The organism is Chryseobacterium sp. OV279 (assembly GCF_900128945.1).
Taxonomy (GTDB): domain Bacteria; phylum Bacteroidota; class Bacteroidia; order Flavobacteriales; family Weeksellaceae; genus Chryseobacterium.
This window is the reverse complement of the sequence record NZ_FQUD01000006.1, coordinates 95,708-113,941: the sequence shown is the minus strand read 5'-3', so window position 1 is coordinate 113,941 and position 18,234 is coordinate 95,708. Positions and strand designations below refer to the sequence as shown.

Below are 18,234 nucleotides of genomic sequence, written 5' to 3'. Positions count from 1 at the left end.
GAATCAATTTCATTGATTCGATTAAGCGAATGTTGTAAACCTATAGCTTCATCAGTGACGCAGTCACATTCTTTGCCTTCCTCAAAACTAAACGTTAACAAGATGAAGCTTTGCGTTAAAAACCATTTTCTCTTCCCAAGTTTTGCACATGATCTAGACTTCTTTAAAAAATAATGTAAACATTCCGGCTTTATAAAGCGACCTGAAATAGAGGTTGCAGGAAAACTATGGCCTGAAATCAAATCAACAATCAGTAATAAAAAATAGAAAACACATGCGCAATTTCGAGAAAAAAACAATCATAGCTTCGGCAGCATTTATATCAGCATTTTACTTTGGACAGTCGGATTCCACCTCATCCAAAAAGATTGAAGATGTAGTCATCCTCGGATCAAGAGGATCAGGAAGATCTCTTACAGATACTCCGGTACCGGTAGATATCATCAATATATCAAAGATCTTAAGACAAAGTCCGGTTAACAATATCAGCCAGGCCCTCAATTATGTGGTGCCTTCATTCTCATCCACTTCACATACCGTGAACGATGGAACCGATTTTGTAGATCCGGCCCTTCTCAGAGGACTTGGCCCGGATCAGGTTCTGGTCCTGCTTAACGGAAAAAGGAGATACCAGTCTTCTCTTATCAATGTGACATTGACTCCGGGAAGAGGTTCGGTAGGAACAGATCTTAATGCAATTCCAGCATTTGCACTGGAAAAAATCGAAGTCTTAAGAGATGGAGCTTCTGCTCAGTATGGATCTGATGCCATTGCGGGTGTCGTAAATTTAGGGCTTAAAAGAAGGCTAGGACTATCGGGACAGGTATTTCTGGGAGGATACGCTTCATCAGTTGCCAAAAATTTTTCCGGAGGGATAGATGGGCAGTCTATTTCTGCAGATCTGAACTATGGAGCAAAAATTGGGGAGAAAGGCTTTATTAATGTAACAGGTTCTGTACAATACCGCGATCCGTATTCAAGGGCGGGCGTACGTCAGGGGGATATTTTTAATGCCTATAACGCGATTAATTACAGGGCATTGCAGAGCGGAGTGAATATCGACGGACTGTATAAAAATATTACCAATACATCCAACAGCCAGCAAATTATCAATACGGTCAAGCAGTATGCGTCGCAGGTTGATTATTTTTCGCAGGATTTTAAAAATCAGATATCGGGAGCTAACAGTATTGCGGCATTGCAGGGCTTATTAGGAAAAGATTTTACAGATCAGGAACTTAATTACAGAGGTCTGGAAAGAAAAGATTTCAGTCTGAGAGCGGGGCAGTCTAAACTACAATCAGGACAGCTTTTTTTCAATTCTGAAATTCCGGTGAATGAAGACTGGAAAGTGTATTCTTTTGGAGGTTACAGCTACCGTTTGGGAAATGCCGGAGGATTTTTTCGTCTTCCGAATACAGAAAGAAACATCAATGCCGTTACGCCCAATGGATATTTACCGCAAATTGAAGCTAATGTGAATGATTATTCCTTAGCCGGAGGAATCAAAGGAAAGTGGAGCGGCTGGAATGTAGATTTGAGTAATACTTTCGGAAAGAATGCTTTTAACTTTGGGGTGGTTAATACATTTAATGCCTCTCTGGGCGACAATTCACCAAGAACTTTTAAAGCAGGAGGATCTGAGTTTTCACAAAATACCCTGAATCTGGATTTCTCAAAAAAATATGATGTCCTTCATGGCTTAAATGTAGCTTTCGGAGGAGAATACCGCTATGAAAATTATAAAGTGAATGCAGGAAATGAAAATTCCTACGTCTCCTATGATATTTTCGGGCGTGTAGTGACTGCTGCTACCCCTGACAATGAAAAGGTAACCGACTTCTTTGGAGCTACAAGACCCGCAGGTTCTCAGGTATTTCCAGGTTTCAGCCCGGATAATGCCGTTTCAGGAAGCCGGAACAGTTTAGCAGCCTATGCCGATGTTGAGATTGAACCAACGGATTGGTGGTTATTGGAAGGCGCGGTACGTTTTGAAAATTATTCAGACTTCGGTTCTACCTTTAATTATAAATTGGCTACCAATGTCAAACTGGCTAAAAATTTCAATTGGAGAGGAGCGGTTTCCACAGGATTCAGAGCGCCTTCTTTAGCACAGATTTACTACAGTTCTACCTCTACCCTGATCCAGCAGGGACAAACTACACAGGTGGGAACTTTCAGAAACAATTCAGAAGCAGCCCAGGCCTTAGGAATCCCAAAACTGAAACAGGAAACTTCACAGTCTTACAGTACGGGAATTACCTGGAAGATTCCTTCTTTAAGTTTAGTATTTACAGCGGATGCTTATCTGATAAAGATTAAGGATAGAGTGGTACTTACCGATTTGTTTTTCCGTCCGTCCGGAAGCTTTACCCCGGGATCAGATCAGGCAGTTCTTCAGGGAGCCTTTGATCTTGCGAGAGCCAGTGCCGCGAATTTCTTTGCCAATGCAGTAGATTCCCAGACCAAAGGACTGGATATCACGGTTTCCCAGAATACAAGAATTTCGGAAGGAATATCTTTGGAGAATAATTTAGGACTTAACCTGAATCAGACCAGAAGAGTGGGGGATATTCATGCTTCACCGAAACTGATAAGCCAGATCAATAATTATTTTTCTGAACCTAACAGAGTGTATTTTGAAGAAGCCGTACCCCGAATCAAAGCTACGCTGGCCAATACCCTGAAATTTTCCGCGCTTACGGTTGCTCTCAGAAATTCCTACTTTGGAAAAGTGACAGATGCGGATGTCCTGGATGCCAATTTTGACGGCGTTACCGAAAGCAGAGAACATTTCGTTTTAAATGACCGCTTTGTGACAGACCTTTCCGTAGGCTATGATTTCAATAAAAACATTTCAGCGACGGTGGGAAGTAATAATATATTTAATGTAATGCCTTCCAAAAGCCCGAATATCAATTCATTGACGGCGGATAACCAGTTTGTGTATTCCAGACAGGTTTCGCAATACGGGATTGGAGGGCGTTTCGTTTTCGCGCGAGTAGAATTTAAATTTTAAAAACAGATAAAGATAAAAGCAAAAAACAGAGAACAATTCTCTGTTTTTTTGTTTGAGTGAATAGCAAAAACAATTACTGTGCTCTTTCTTTTTCCTCAAATTTGATATTTTTCTTGGTGATTTTCTTCTTGCTGCTTCCAAAAGTATAATTAACACTTAATCTGAAACTTCTGCCGTCCCAATAGTTATTCATGTACTGGGTATTATCAGAGAAATACAATTCTCCTCGGTATCTCTGGGCAAAAATATTGGTTACCGTTGCATTGATCTGAAGTTTCTTTTCCATGAGTGAGACTTTTAATCCTGAAGTCAATTCCGGGAAAGCCTGGAAATAAGAGTTCACATTTTTGTAAGCCAGGCTGTGGCTGTAGTTCAGAAAGAATACAAGCGTCTTATTTTTGTTTAAAGTAAATGTATTGTTGATGGAGTAGCTGAAAGAACTTCCTTTCTGGGTTTCCGCATCCACATTGAATACGGATGAATTCTGAAGTGAGGCATTCATCGAGATACTGCTTTCCCAGAACTTGAAAAAAGTATCCGTATAAGAGGCATTAAGACCCCAGAAATTATTGTTGTAATAGTTCAGGTAGGTTGAGATCTGTGAAATATCATCAATGGCAGAAATTTGACCGAATGCATTTTTCATTCTCAAATAATAAACACTGGTTGAGAATTTATTATTAAAGGTATATCCCAATTCCCAGTTATTGATGTAAGCCGGGGTCAGCAAAGGATTTCCTGATGAATAAGAATAGGGATTTGAGTACCAGCGAAACGGGTTAAGATTACCCATACTCGGACGGTTGATCCTTCTGGAATAGGAAAAGCTGAATACATTTTTATCTTCTTTGTACGAAACATAAGCAGATGGGAACCATTGTCCGTAATTGTATTTGTTTTCTGAATTGGAAGAGGGTGTAAAACTTTCTGCATTGGTATGTTCATAGCGAAGGCCCGCTTTGGTTTCCCAGTGCTCCCCGAATGTTTTGGCATAACTGAAATATCCGGCATAATTTTCTTCCTGATAGGTGAACAGATTAGCTCTTGAAAGATCCGGTACATATTGTCCGCCATTCAGATTAAAATACTGAATGTCCGAACTGTTTTTAAACTGATTAAACTTCACTCCGGTTTCAATGGTTCCGAAAGAGAAAGGAAGTTCCAGATCTGCCTGAGCAGAAAAGATCTGTGGCGAGATCAAAGACGTTGTCTTTACATCCTGAACAGAATGATCTGAAAGGGTAAGCGTAGAAAAATTCACTTCCGTATCCGAATTGTTCTTATAAAAATTTCCTGCAATGCTTAGTTTCTTACCCAATGAATCCAGTTTCAGGTCGTAATAAGCGCTTAAGGTATGAGTAGGAAGTTTTTCGCGGTGAAAGGTATTGGTTAAAAGGTTTTCCTCATTAAGACTAGCATCAATATTTTTTGTGGTATTGACGATGTCCATCCCGGATTTTTGATGCGCGTAGATGTATTCCATTCCGATTTCAGCATTTTTGCTGATTTTATAGGAGAGATTGAGGGTTGGCGTAAGTTCCTTCCACATATCTTTCCGGATGGAGTTGCTGTAGTTTTGGGAAGCTCCGATAATATTGTAATTTTCGTCGGTACGCTTGGCTGAATCATAATACGTCAGTTTCAGACTGCTGCTGAATTTTTCCGTCTGATAATTAAGCGAACCATTGGAACTGAAGCCGGAATAACTTCTCTGGATGAGGTTCGAGTTGATATTTCCGCTGAACCCTAAATTCGGATTCTTTTTCAGGATAATATTAATGAGTCCGCTGTTTCCCTGAGCTTCGTATTTTGAAGGAGGCGTCGTGATGACTTCTATTTTGGAGATATTTTCTGATCGGATGGATTTCAGATAATTCAAAAGAGCATTTCCCGAAAGATTCAGCATTCTTCCGTTGATCATTACGTTCACACTGCTTTTTCCGGTGATTGAAATAGAGCCCATGTTTTCATCTACTTTCAGCATAGGAACGTTGGCAAGGGTTTCTGTTGCGTCCATTCCCTGGGAAGCTATCGATGCTTCTACATTAAAGATAAGACGGTCTGCTTTTCTTTCAAGAAGTTTTTTCTTGACTAACAGATTGATCTGTTCCACATGCTTAATGCTGTCTTTTTGAACCTGTGCAGATAACGATGCTGATAAAAGGGTGCTGATAAGAATATATTTCAGTTTCATAGTTTAAAATCTTGGTCCAAAGGTATTTTCAAACTTCTTTATGTGAAATGGCGTTTAGATTTCAGCGCAGATTAATCCGCTCAAAATATTTTCATCGGAAAAAAAACGGGTTTCGTCGGAAATGTGTAGGAATTTAAAACATATGAAGCTTAAATTTGAACATGAAGCAAAAACAAGTTCTCCTCCTGCACGTTTTTTATTGGCTGTTGATTATTTTTAACGGCATCCTTTCCAGGGCGGTATACAGTAAATCTGGTCTTGATGTTTTGGATGTCACGATCTTCCTGGCCAATTTTCTGGGTTTTTACGTTAATTATTTTTTCGTCGCGCCACGGTTTTTCAATCCTAACAGATTCTACATGATGATCGTCGGTTTTTTTGTAGGTGTATTTATTTTCGTGCTTTTCAGATATTCAATGGAAGAGTTGCTGCTTCCTGCGGTAGTAGGCTTCAGAAATTATGCGGAAGGAACAACTTTTCTGTACTATTTTTATGATAACATCTATTATTCGAGCTTAACGGTTTTCGTGAGTACCAACCTATGGTTCTTTAAGTATTATTTTAAAGTGGAAGAAGAGCGTAACAGGCTTGTTGAAGAAAGAAAGCATGCTCAGCTTCAGGCCCTGAAAACCCAGATCAATCCTCATTTTATTTTTAATTCTTTAAATAACATCTATTCCCTGGTGTATCAGAATTCGGATAAAGCACTCCCGGCCATTGAAAAACTGAGTGAATTGCTGCGGTACAGCACGAAAGATCTTGAGAAAGATGTCATCAGTCTGGATAAGGAAATAGGCTATATTGAAAGCTTAATCGGTTTGGAAAAGCTCAGAATCAAAAATCCTGAACTCCTGATCATTGAAAAGAACATCAATCATCCTAAAATCAATATTTCACCTATGCTGTTGGTTCCGTTTGTGGAAAATGCTTTTAAACATGGGGATTTTCGGGAGAAAGGATTTGTATTAAAAGTGTCGGATGACAATAAAGTGCTTCATTTTTACCTTCACAATTTTAAAAACCAGAAAGTGAAAGATACTGCGTCCGGAATCGGGATCGATAATGTGAAAAAAAGGCTGGAAATTCTGTATCCGAAGAAGCATGAGCTCTATATAAAAGATCTGGAATCTGAATTTATTGTAGATTTAAGAATTATTTTCCCTTATGAAAACGATTAAATGCCTTATTGTAGACGACGAGCCGCTGGCGATATCGCTGCTGGAAAATTATGTCCGGAAAATTCCCTTTTTAGAACTGGTTTTCTCTGCGGAGAATCCTATTCTGGCGTTGGAATATATACAAAACAATGAAGCGGATCTTATTTTTCTGGATATTCAGATGCCTGAACTTTCAGGGATTAATTTCATGAAAATTGTAGGGGAAAAGAAAAAATATATTTTGACAACCGCCTATTCCGAATATGCACTGGAAGGGTATGAACACAATATTATTGATTATCTTCTGAAGCCAGTTTCTTTTGAGCGTTTCTATAAAAGTGCAGTGAAGGCACAGGAACGTTTTTCCTTTTCTGAAAGCAATGAAGAATCCTACTTTTTTGTGAAATCTTCCGGCCAGCAGCACCGCATCAGCTTTAATGATATTCTGTATATCGAAAGCATCAAGGATTATGTGAACATCAAAACCTCAAATGAGGAATATATTGTTCTGGATACGCTTAAATCTCTGGAAACCCAGCTTTCTGAAAGATTTGTCCGCGTTCATAAATCATTCATCGTGAATCTGGATCAAACCAAGAATATTGGGATCAGGAAAATTGTTTTAGTCTCAGAACAGGAAATTCCGATCGGAGAAAGCTATCGGAGCCATCTTCTGAGTAAGATAAAATGAAAAGCGGCTTCCTTGGAAGCCGCTTTTCTATGATTAATTAAATCTAACAATTAATTTTCCTGTCTCTTAATCAGGTTAAGTGCAGAACCTGCCTTAAACCAATCAATCTGCTGATCATTATACGTATGGTTGGCCATGATAATGTCTTTAGTTCCGTCAGCATGAACGAATTCTAAAGTCAGCTGTTTTCCCGGAGCAAACTGATCAAGATCTAAGAAGTTAACCGTGTCATCTTCCTGGATTTTGTCATAATCAGCTTCATTAGCGAAAGTGATTCCCAACATCCCCTGTTTTTTAAGGTTCGTTTCATGGATTCTCGCGAATGATTTTACCAATACCGCTTTTACACCAAGGTGTCTCGGCTCCATAGCTGCATGCTCTCTTGAAGAACCTTCTCCGTAGTTCTGGTCTCCGACAACGATGGTAGGAATCCCAGCGGCTTTATAAGCTCTCTGTACAGCCGGAACTTCACCATATTCACCCGTTATTTCACTTTTAACGTGGTTGGTTTCCATGTTGTAAGCATTAACAGCTCCAATCAACATATTGTTTGAAATATTGTCAAGGTGACCTCTGTATTTCAACCATGGTCCCGCCATAGAAATGTGGTCGGTTGTACATTTTCCGAAAGCTTTGATCAATACCTTAGCTCCTTCGATGTTTTTACCGTCCCAAGCCGGGAATTCTTCCAATAGCTGAAGTCTGTCCGAAGTAGGGCTTACGTTCACCACAACTGAAGAACCGTCTTCAGAAGGTGCCTGATATCCGTTATCATCTACAGCGAATCCTCTTGGTGGTAATTCAGAACCTTTAGGCTCATCCAGTTTCACCTGCTCGCCGTTTTCGGCTGTTAATGTATCTGTAATCGGGTTAAAGTCTAATCTTCCTGAAATCGCTACTGCAGCTACCATTTCCGGAGAAGCTACAAAAGCGTGGGTATTCGGGTTACCGTCAGCTCTTTTTGCAAAGTTTCTGTTGAAAGAGTGGATAATAGAGTTTTTCTCCCCTTTATCAGCACCCTCTCTGTCCCACTGTCCGATACAAGGTCCACAAGCATTGGTGAAGATTCTTGTGTTCTCAAATTTTCTGAAAGAATTTAAGAAACCGTCTCTTTCCGCTGTGAATTTCACCTGCTCAGAACCTGGGTTAATTCCCAGAATCGCTTTAGGCTTAACTCCTTTGGCTACCGCATCTTCTACGATAGAAGCAGCTCTTGACAAATCTTCATACGAAGAGTTGGTACATGAACCGATCAATGCCCATTCTACCTCTATTGGCCATCCGTTTGCTTCAGCTTTAGCTTTGAATTCAGCGACTGGTGTTGCTAAGTCCGGAGTGAAAGGCCCGTTTAAGTGTGGCGTAAGCTCAGAAAGGTTGATCTCGATAACCTGATCAAAATATTGCTCAGGGTTGGCGTATACTTCAGCATCACCCGTTAAGTGTTCTGCAATTTTATCAGCGGCATCTACTACATCCTGTCTTCCGGTTGCAGCTAAATATCTTCTCATGGAATCATCGTATCCGAAAGTAGAAGTGGTCGCTCCGATCTCAGCACCCATGTTACAGATGGTTCCCTTACCTGTTGCTGAAAGAGATTCTGCTCCTTCTCCGAAATATTCTACGATGCATCCTGTTCCTCCTTTTACGGTAAGAATTCCTGCCACTTTCAGGATAACGTCTTTGGCCGACGTCCATCCGCTCATTTTACCGGTTAATTTTATTCCGATAAGTTTTGGCATTTTTAGTTCCCATGCCATTCCGGCCATGACATCTACTGCATCAGCACCCCCTACACCGATGGCTACCATTCCTAAACCTCCTGCATTTACCGTGTGAGAGTCGGTACCGATCATCATTCCTCCCGGGAATGCATAGTTTTCAAGTACCACCTGGTGAATGATACCAGCTCCCGGCTTCCAGAAACCAATTCCATATTTATCACAAACAGAGCTCAGAAAGTTGAAAACCTCCGAGTTTTTGTTGATACCTTCCTGTAAATCTGCTTCTGCACCTACTCTTGCCTGGATCAGGTGATCGGCGTGAGCTGTTGAAGGTACCGCTACTTTAGCCTTTCCAGCCTGCATAAACTGTAAAAGTGCCATCTGTGCGGTGGCATCCTGCATGGCTACTCTGTCTGGTGCGAAATCTACATAAGAGTTTCCTCTTTCATGCGCTGATGTGGCATTTCCTTCCCAAAGATGGGTGTAAAGGATTTTTTCTGAAAGGGTAAGAGGTTTTCCCACGATTTGTCTTGCCGAAGCAATTCTTTCCGGGTAACGCTCGTACACTTTTTTGATCATATCAATATCAAAAGTCATATCTTAATTTAATTTTTCTCTTTTTAAATATACTTTCCCGTCATTCATTGAATGCTTAAAACGGAAAAAAATCTTTCGTTACTACGATTCATCAAATTCTGTTCCTTAGGCTTATAAAAAGGATATTTCTAATCAATAATGGGCATGTTTTATTTCTATCAAGTTAAGAAAAAATGGAATTTTATGGCTCAGTTTTATGTAAAATAATTCTTAATCGGTCTTAAATGGAAAGGTTCTAAACAAAAATTGAAAGATTTTAAATCCCTCAGGACTAAAATCTTTCAATGATATTATTTTAAAAAAGTCCTGAGACTTCGTTACATTGTATTAATGGCCAACCTGAACCAACTCCTTGATCGGTGGAGCAAATTTAGTAAGGTCAATACCCTCAACCGCTGCCTTGTACTCGTCGATATTAGGAATTCTTCCGATAATCGCTGAAAGAACAACAACCGGAGTTGAAGCTAATAAAGATTCTCCTTTTTTACGTTCAGAATCTTCAACGACTCTTCCCTGGAAAAGACGGGTAGAAGTGGCCAGTACGGTATCTCCTTTAGCCGCTTTCTCTTGGTTACCCATACAAAGGTTACATCCGGGACGCTCAAGATACATCATGTTTTTGTATTCAACACGAGCTTCTCCTTTTGGAGCATTATCATCAAATTCGAAACCTGAATATTTTTCTAAAAATTCCCAGTCTCCTTCTGCTTTTAACTCATCGATGATGTTATAAGTTGGAGCTGCTACTACAAGAGGCGCATTGAATTCTACCTTACCTTGTTGCTTTTCGATGTTTCTAAGCATTTGAGAAACAATCTTCAAGTCTCCTTTGTGAACCATACAAGATCCTACAAAACCAAGATCTACTTTTTTCTCTCCACCGTAGTAAGAAAGGGTTCTGATCGTGTCGTGAGTATATCTTTTGGAAACATCATCATTGTTTACATCCGGGTCAGCAATCATGGGTTCCACGATGATATCAAGGTCCACAACAACTTCAGCGTAATATTTAGCATTTGAATCCGGAGTTAAAGCAGGTTTCTCACCTGATCTGATCTCTGAAATTCTCTTATCTGCTTTATTGATTAATCCCTGAAGAACCTGGTTGTGATTATCCATGCCCTTGTCGATCATGATCTGGATTCTGCCTTTTGCAATCTCCAGTGATTCAATCAGGGTTTCGTCTTCAGAAATGTTGATTGAAGCTTTTGCCTTCATCTCTGCCGTCCAGTCTGTAAAGGTAAATGCCTGGTCAGCTGGAAGTGTTCCGATGTGAACCTCAATGATTCTACCCTGGAATACGTTTTCTCCTCCAAACTGCTTAAGCATCTGAGCCTGAGTCGCATGAACCACATCACGGAAATCCATGTGTTCTTTCATGTCTCCTTTGAATGTTACTTTCACGGATTCAGGGATTGGCATAGATGCTTCACCTGTAGCCAGTGCAAGAGCCACTGTTCCTGAGTCTGCTCCGAAAGCAACTCCTTTAGACATTCTTGTGTGAGAGTCACCACCAATGATGATCGCCCACTCGTCTATCGTAATATCGTTAAGAACTTTGTGAATTACGTCTGTCATGGCGTGGTATTCACCTTTCGGGTCACGGGCTGTGATCAAACCGAAATCGTTCATAAATTTCATTAATTTTGGAATATTAGCCTGAGCTTTTTTATCCCATACTGAAGCGGTGTGACATCCGGATTGGTAAGCACCGTCAACAATCGGAGAAATCACTGTAGCTGCCATTGATTCCAGCTCCTGAGAAGTCATTAGACCTGTTGTATCCTGAGATCCAACGATATTAACTTCTACACGAACGTCAGAACCTGCGTGCAATACTTTTCCTGGCGTAGAACCTACAGCATTTCTGTTGAAGATTTTTTCTACTGCGGTAAGACCTTGTCCTTCGTGAGAAATCTCTTTAGACGGAGCAAAAACAAGAGGAGTATCTATTCCTAAAAGTTTGGCAGCAAATGTCTGAAGCTTTTTACCGAATACAATAGCGTATGATCCACCGGCTTTGATGAATTCCATTTTCTGAGGCGTGAATGCCTTAGCAATGTCAATCAGCTCCTGGTCGCCGTTATAAAGTTTTTTTGTTTTAGTGTTGATGGTAAGAACAGTTCCTGTAGCCACAGAATATGCTTCTTCAAGAATCGGCTCTCCTGCTTCGTTACGGATTGGCTGTCCGTTCTCGTCCAGTTTTTTTACCCAGTTTTTAAGGTCAAGACCAATACCACCGGTAACGTCTACTGTAGTAAGGAAAATCGGAGAAATACCATTTGTTCCTCCAACAATTGGAGCAATATTTACGAAAGGAATGTACGGGCTAGCCTGTTTCCCAGTCCATAAAGCCACGTTGTTTACTCCTGACATTCTGGATGAACCTACACCCATCGTACCTTTTTCAGCAATAAGCATCACACTTTTGTCAGGATGTTGTGCCTGTAAAGCTTTGATTTCTTCCTGTGCCTGAGGAGTGATCATGCATTTCCCGTGAAGTTCACGGTCTGATCTTGAGTGAGCCTGGTTACCAGGAGAAAGTAAATCGGTTGAGATATCACCTTCACCGGCGATAAATGTTACCACTTTAATTTCTTCAGCAATTTCCGGAAGTTGAGTAAAGAACTCAGCTTTTGCATAACTGTCAACGATTTCCTGTGCGATTTCATTACCGCTATTAAATGCTTCCTTCAGACGGTTTGTATCCGCATCATAAAGGAAAACCTGTGTCTTAAGAACGTTGGCCGCCTGTTTAGCAATAGAAATATCATTCCCTAAAGCCAGATCCAGCAATACCTCAATGGAAGGACCTCCTTTCATATGAGATAATAACTCAAAAGCATACGCCGGGGTTATTTCTTCTACTACGGATTCACCGAGAATGATTTCTTTTAAAAACTGAGCTTTCACACCTGCTGCACTGGTCGTTCCGGGTAAGGTGTTGTAAATGAAAAATTGAAGAGAATCCGATCGGTATTCGTTACCTGAGTCTTTAATCTGTGCAATGATTTCGCTTAATAATCCGGCACCGTCAATTGGCTTTGGATTTAGCCCCTGGTTTTTTCTTTCCTCAATCTCTTGGATGTAATCCTGATACATATTCATAATAATAGAAGTCTTTTAAAATTTTAAAAGTAGAATCAATTCTGTTATTCTTAACAGGGTTATAAATTACAATAAAACATTTAAAGTTGCCGCAGCAAAACGACTATAGTAATAAACAACATCATCTACCTCCTTAAAAAATGCGAGATAATGTTCAGTTTCGAAGTGAAGTATAGATGATCTCTAATAGAAGTGTACGTAGTTTACCTGCGGTTTGTCCTGTTGAAAAAACTCTCTTTGGGTAAGATTTATACACCTTTTTGACAGCATGACTGCCAGAAATTATATCTCCAAAACGTTTTTAGATTATCAAACACTTAAAAAGTGTTCCCAAATTTACGGATTTTTAATATTTTTTATACGCTAAATTATTTAGATTCTTTATAAATATGATTTTGATAATTTCTATTTTTGGCCGTAGTTTTGCACGCAAATGGTGAATATGAAAAATATCCTGAATTTTTTATGCGTATTTATTTCGATTTTCGTTTTTTCTCAGACGAAATCCGTGAAAAAACTACCGGTTAAAAATGTAACGAAAACTGCAGTAAAAAAGGCGACTTCTGTTCCTAAACCGAACCCGGATCTCGTAACCATCCATCAGGATCTTCCTGTTCTGATCCCGAAAAAGGAGAATGGGAAATTCGGATACGTGAATCAAAACGGAAAATTCATCATCAAGCCTGAATATCATATTGCGGTCTTTTTCTATGAAGACTGTAATTTGCTGAATTCTCCCAACCTGAAGGCAAGGAAGTTCGGAACTGATGACTATGCTACGGTTGAAAAAGATATGATCTCTTACCGTGTAGACAAAACAGGAAAAAGAGTGTATCAGTTCAAAGATGCGGATCTCGGAAAATGTAAGTTCGGAGACTATAAACAACAGCTTTATCAGGCCTATGTTCTGAATGGTTTTTACGGAATCATTGAAAAAGCCAAATTCGTGAATGCGGCAGATTACAGACAATACCAGATCTATCCTCAATACCAGTATTTATACATCATGGAAGGCGATGACACGTCAGATCCAATGATTGTAGCTTCTCATAACGACAGATTCGGAGTGATTGATGTGAATAATAAAGTGATCATTCCTTTCGAATATTCCAATATCAAAAGAAACTTCAGCTGGAAACTGGGGAGAATGTTTGAAGTGACAAAAGACGGCGCGAACTATTATTATATTGATGTGAGGAATAAGACGTATTAATGCGGTAGGCAGTAGGCTATAAGCAGTAAGCTTTTGGCGGATGGCTTTTGGCTGTTTGAAATGTGTAGAGAATGAATCTTTAGTCTTTAAAATTTCACGCAGATCAAACAAATTGAACAGATCTATATAACCGGATTAACCTCTATCACTCAAATCCCGCCCTCGTATCTCAAAACCCTGAAACGCGTACCTCAAAAACCCGTATTTTTTTTGTAATTTCGCGGCTGAAATAAAGGGGTGCTTTAACAGGCTGAGATTATACCCAATGAACCTGGAACGGATAATGCTGTTTAGGGAAATTTGAAAATGTACCAATGGAACAGTATAACAATATACCAATCTCATTGCTAGACTGTTAAATTAGTAAATTGCTACATTATTTAATCCGCCCCTTTTATTCATTAAATTTTAAAGATTTATAGAATGAAGGGATTATTTTTTTTAGGGCTTACCATAGGCTCTGCAGCCTTTATCCAGGCTCAAAATAAGGATTCTCTGAAGATCAGGGAAATTGAAGCGGTCAGCTTTACAAAAAGGCTGCCCGTTGCTAAGGAAATCATCAACGTACAGAAAGATGTAGACAGCAGAAATCTGGGCCAGGATCTCCCGATCCTCCTGAAAAATCAAACTTCCATTATCTCTACTTCTGACGCCGGAAACGGGGTGGGTTATACAGGATTCAGAATCCGTGGGGTAGCCGGAAGAGGAATCAATGTGATGATGAACGGAGTTCCGTACAACGATTCTGAAAGTCAGGGAACTTTCTTTGTCAATGTTCCGGATCTTACGAGTTCCGCTTCACAAATCGTGATTCAGAGAGGGGTGGGAACTTCCAATAATGGTGTTTCTGCGTTTGGAGCGAGCATCAATGTGATCTCCAAAGAACCGGACGAAAAGATGTATTTCAAGACGGATGACAGTTATGGCTCATTCAATACCTATAAATATTCAGCGGAAGCCGGTTCCGGGAAATTCTGGAAAAACAGACTTTCTGTGATGGGTAGATATACGAAAATTCATTCCGACGGATATATTGACAGAGCTTCTTCGAATCTGGATTCTTACAACTTCACGGCATTATTTGAAGAGGGAAAAACAAGGATTCGTCTGATGGCTTTCGGAGGAAAAGAAAAAACCTATCAGGCCTGGAACGGGATCGACAGACCGACCTGGGAAACGAATCCGAAGTTCAATTATTCAGGACAATATACAGACCTGGTTACCGGAGAAGAGAAGTTTTATGATAATGAAACGGACAATTACAGACAGAATCATTATCAGCTTTTGTGGGAGCAGAAATTCAATGATAACTGGAGTTTAGAAACAACCCTTCACTATACAAAAGGAAGAGGATATTACGAAAACTACAAAAGAGTAGATGAAACGGATGTAGAGGCTACCCATTATTCCAATTATAATCTCCCGGTACCTGTAGTGAATGGTGCTCCGGTAGAAATAACCGATTTTATCAGAAAAAAATGGCTGAATAATGATTTTTACGGTGCCGTTTCCACATTGTATGGAAAGCTGGAGAATGTAGATCTTAATTTCGGTGTGGTGGCTAACCAGTATTACGGAAGGCACTTTGGAAATGTGACCGGTGTTTATTTTCCGCAGATCAATGAATATGAATACTACAGAAACCGTTCTGTGAAAACTGAATTGGCAGGTTTTGCAAAAGCGTTGTGGAGAACGGGAGAACATTTTGAATTCTTTGGAGATCTTCAGCTCAGAAATATTGATTACGATACAAAGATCCTGACAGCAGGAGATGGAGAAGGAGGAAACCTTGATAAAAACTGGCTTTTCTTTAATCCAAAAGCGGGCGTGAATTATAAAATCGGAAACGGAAAAGTATTCCTTTCCTATGCCCATGCACAGCGTGAACCGAACAGGGATGACCTGATGAGTGACAACAATGTGAAAGCTGAAAAATTACACGATTTCGAAGCAGGTATTGAGAAGCAGTTTGGAATAGTATCCGTAACAGCCAATCTATATTATATGTACTATCTGAATCAGCTGGTACTGAACGGACAATTGAACAATGTAGGTGCATTTATCAGAACAAACTCAGGGAAAAGCTACAGAAGAGGAATTGAGATCGGAGCATTGGCTAAACTTTCCAAGCAATGGGAAGTGACGGGAAATGTCAGTCTTAGTCAGAATAAAAATCTTGATTTTAATATTAAAAATAAAGGCGTTCTTCAGAATTTGGGAGATACCGAAATATCATTCTCCCCGAATGTGATCGCCAATCTGGGTCTGAAATTTAATCCAAACAAGAATTTCCAGTTTGCTTTAATGAACCAATATGTTGGAAAACAGTATCTGGATAATACCGGTGATAAAAACCTGCAGCTGAAAGATTATTTCTTAACCGATTTTAATGCCCAGTATCATTTTACCATCGCACATAATGATATCGCTTTAAAATTATTGGTGAATAATCTTTTCAACAAAAAATATGTGAACAACGGAGCCGTTTACAGTGGCGATCCATATTATTTTTCACAGGCAGGTACTAATTTTATGTTTGGGATCAGCTGGAAAATTCAATAATCTGTAGAATAATTTACCAAACAGGTTTTAATACTTTCAATTTTATACATATTTATCAAAAGACTGTTTCGGCAGTCTTTTTTTATATCCGTTAAATCTCTTCAAAAAGTCACGAAAAAATTATAAATTTGCTGCCAAATGAATATTTCAGCTTACATTTTAGAATATCTGAAACAATTTGGAACTGTGACGGTTCCGGGCTTCGGTGTGTTTTCGCTTAAAAACTCCAAGGCAATTATTAATTCTGAGAACGGAAGCATCCTTCCGCCCGCCAGCGAGATTGTTTTTGCGGTGGATTATGAGATACAGTCTGATGAGCTGGCTGCTTTCATTGCGGCCCAGAAACAGATGTCTCTGGAAGCATCCAAAAGCGATTTGAAGATTCAGACCGATTTTTGGAAGAAAAAACTTCAGGCAGATCAGGTTCTGGACATTCAAAACCTTGGATTCATTAATATTGAAGAAGATCATACCCATTTCAAAGGGAAAAGAATAGAATCGGGACATCCGGACTTTTACGGACTCGAAGAAATCAGGATTTCAGATATCAATAACGGTGAAAAAATAAACACCACAGTCAACAGGGAAAAAGATTATCGATTCAAAAAGACGATCCTCTGGATTTTCCTTCTTGTAATTCCTGTTCTTGGAATTCTGTATCTGGCATTTACCCAACAGGAACTTCTTTTCGGAAAAAAATCTTTTGATAAAGTTTCTGTACAGACTTCTACGCACAGAATTGCAAAAGATACTGTAAAAGCAATAGTTGCTCCCAAAACAGCAGTTTCGGATTCCCTGAAAAAAGATTCATTATCAAAACCTGCCGTGAATGGGGTAAAACCTGCTCCGGCCGTTCAAAACAACACTAAGACTCAATGGCAAAAGTAAAAAAAGCGTCAGAATCCCTGACCATCATGACTAATATTGTTCTTCCGAACGAAACCAACTCTTTAAGAAACCTTTTCGGAGGTGAACTTCTGGCAAAAATGGACCGTTGTGCTTCCATTTCTGCAGCCAGACACTGTGAAAGAAGAGTGGTAACAGCATCTGTAAATCACGTTTCTTTCAATCATCCTATCCCTGAAGGTGGCGTAGTGGTTCTGGAATCTAAAGTATCCAGAGCTTTCTCTACTTCAATGGAGGTGTATGTAGATGTATGGTTGGATGACCCGATCAATCAGAAAAAAATTCACACCAATGAAGGAATCTATACTTTCGTTGCCGTGGATGAATTCAACCGTCCTATTCCGATCCCGGATATGATCCCTGAGACTGAAGAAGAAAAGCTGAGACATGCTGCGGCGATCAGAAGAAAAGAACTTTCCCTTATCCTTTCTGGAAGAATGAAGCCTCTTGACTCTGTAGAGCTTAAAAAACTGTTTCAGGAGCCGGAAGAAACAAAGGATTCAAAGAAGGATAAAAAATAAAACCTGCCTTTGTAAGACTTAAATACAAATAACACAAATGGCTGCACAAATTTTCACAAATGATTTGTGCGGAATAAATGAAAAAAATGATAACATCAGGTATTTCAGAGAATGATATATCAAGAATGGTGTATGAAGTAGGATATATTGTTCATAAAACTTTAGGTCCCGGACTTTTGGAGAGTGCCTATGAAGAATGTATGTTCTATGAGCTGGGTAAGCATGATCTCCTGGTTGAAAAACAAAAACCAATGCCCTTGGTTTATGATGAAGTGAAATTGGATGTGGGTTACAGGCTGGATTTTCTGATTGAAAGTAAATTTGTTCTGGAGATTAAAGCTGTGGAGTCATTGAATGACATACATCTTGCTCAAATTCTGACCTATCTTCGCTTAAGCAACTGCAAGCTTGGAATGCTGATCAATTTTAATACCCTCCAGTTTAAAAACGGGGTAAAAAGAGTAATCAATGGGACACTATAAAATTCACATTGGTGTCATTTGTGAAAATAATTAGTGTCATTAGTGTTTAAATCATTCGTGCTT

11 protein-coding genes are annotated in these 18,234 nt (G+C 39.6%); 8 read left to right on the top strand and 3 right to left on the bottom strand.

Annotated elements, in window-relative coordinates; genetic code table 11:
* Positions 1–274: 274 nt before the first annotated feature.
* Positions 275–3,019, top strand: a complete 2,745-nt coding sequence (locus BUA72_RS23165) for a TonB-dependent receptor plug domain-containing protein (protein WP_072925810.1) — start codon at positions 275–277, stop codon at positions 3,017–3,019.
* A gap of 73 nt (positions 3,020–3,092) precedes the next feature.
* Here the strand turns inward: BUA72_RS23165 and BUA72_RS23160 are convergent, their stop codons facing one another.
* A complete protein-coding gene (locus BUA72_RS23160) occupies positions 3,093–5,213 on the bottom strand; it encodes an outer membrane beta-barrel family protein (RefSeq protein ID WP_072925584.1) in 2,121 nt (706 codons plus the stop codon).
* A gap of 161 nt (positions 5,214–5,374) precedes the next feature.
* Here BUA72_RS23160 and BUA72_RS23155 point away from each other — a divergent pair, with 161 nt between their 5' ends.
* Both BUA72_RS23155 and BUA72_RS23150 read left to right on the top strand, forming a co-directional pair.
* Positions 5,375–6,391: a sensor histidine kinase gene (locus BUA72_RS23155; protein ID WP_072925582.1), complete on the top strand. Its 1,017-nt coding sequence runs from the start codon at positions 5,375–5,377 to the stop codon at positions 6,389–6,391.
* Positions 6,378–7,061 carry a LytR/AlgR family response regulator transcription factor gene (locus tag BUA72_RS23150; protein ID WP_072925579.1) on the top strand — a complete coding sequence of 228 codons (684 nt, stop codon included), beginning with the start codon at positions 6,378–6,380 and terminating at the stop codon, positions 7,059–7,061. The genes BUA72_RS23155 and BUA72_RS23150 overlap by 14 nt, the downstream gene beginning before the upstream one ends.
* 50 nt (positions 7,062–7,111) lie before the next feature.
* On the opposite strand, the gene BUA72_RS23145 is transcribed toward BUA72_RS23150, so the two are convergent.
* Both BUA72_RS23145 and BUA72_RS23140 read right to left on the bottom strand, forming a co-directional pair.
* Complete coding sequence (locus tag BUA72_RS23145; protein WP_072925575.1) at positions 7,112–9,379, bottom strand: aconitate hydratase; 2,268 nt, start codon at positions 9,377–9,379, stop codon at positions 7,112–7,114.
* Positions 9,380–9,706: 327 nt separating this feature from the next.
* Positions 9,707–12,487 carry a bifunctional aconitate hydratase 2/2-methylisocitrate dehydratase gene (locus tag BUA72_RS23140; RefSeq protein WP_072925573.1) on the bottom strand — a complete coding sequence of 927 codons (2,781 nt, stop codon included), beginning with the start codon at positions 12,485–12,487 and terminating at the stop codon, positions 9,707–9,709.
* A gap of 442 nt (positions 12,488–12,929) precedes the next feature.
* On the opposite strand from BUA72_RS23140, the gene BUA72_RS23135 reads away from it, so the two are divergent.
* From BUA72_RS23135 to BUA72_RS23115, 5 genes are all read left to right on the top strand, one after another.
* A complete protein-coding gene (locus BUA72_RS23135) occupies positions 12,930–13,700 on the top strand; it encodes a WG repeat-containing protein (RefSeq protein ID WP_072925807.1) in 771 nt (256 codons plus the stop codon).
* Positions 13,701–14,123: 423 nt separating this feature from the next.
* A complete protein-coding gene (locus BUA72_RS23130) occupies positions 14,124–16,262 on the top strand; it encodes a TonB-dependent receptor (protein ID WP_072925570.1) in 2,139 nt (712 codons plus the stop codon).
* 138 nt (positions 16,263–16,400) lie between these two features.
* Positions 16,401–17,150 carry an HU domain-containing protein gene (locus tag BUA72_RS23125; RefSeq protein WP_072925567.1) on the top strand — a complete coding sequence of 250 codons (750 nt, stop codon included), beginning with the start codon at positions 16,401–16,403 and terminating at the stop codon, positions 17,148–17,150.
* Complete coding sequence (locus tag BUA72_RS23120) at positions 17,138–17,689, top strand: acyl-CoA thioesterase (protein WP_034726956.1); 552 nt, start codon at positions 17,138–17,140, stop codon at positions 17,687–17,689. The genes BUA72_RS23125 and BUA72_RS23120 overlap by 13 nt, the downstream gene beginning before the upstream one ends.
* 86 nt (positions 17,690–17,775) lie before the next feature.
* On the top strand, positions 17,776–18,171 hold the full coding sequence (locus tag BUA72_RS23115; protein ID WP_083544287.1) for a GxxExxY protein: 396 nt from the start codon (positions 17,776–17,778) through the stop codon (positions 18,169–18,171).
* Positions 18,172–18,234: the final 63 nt, after the last annotated feature.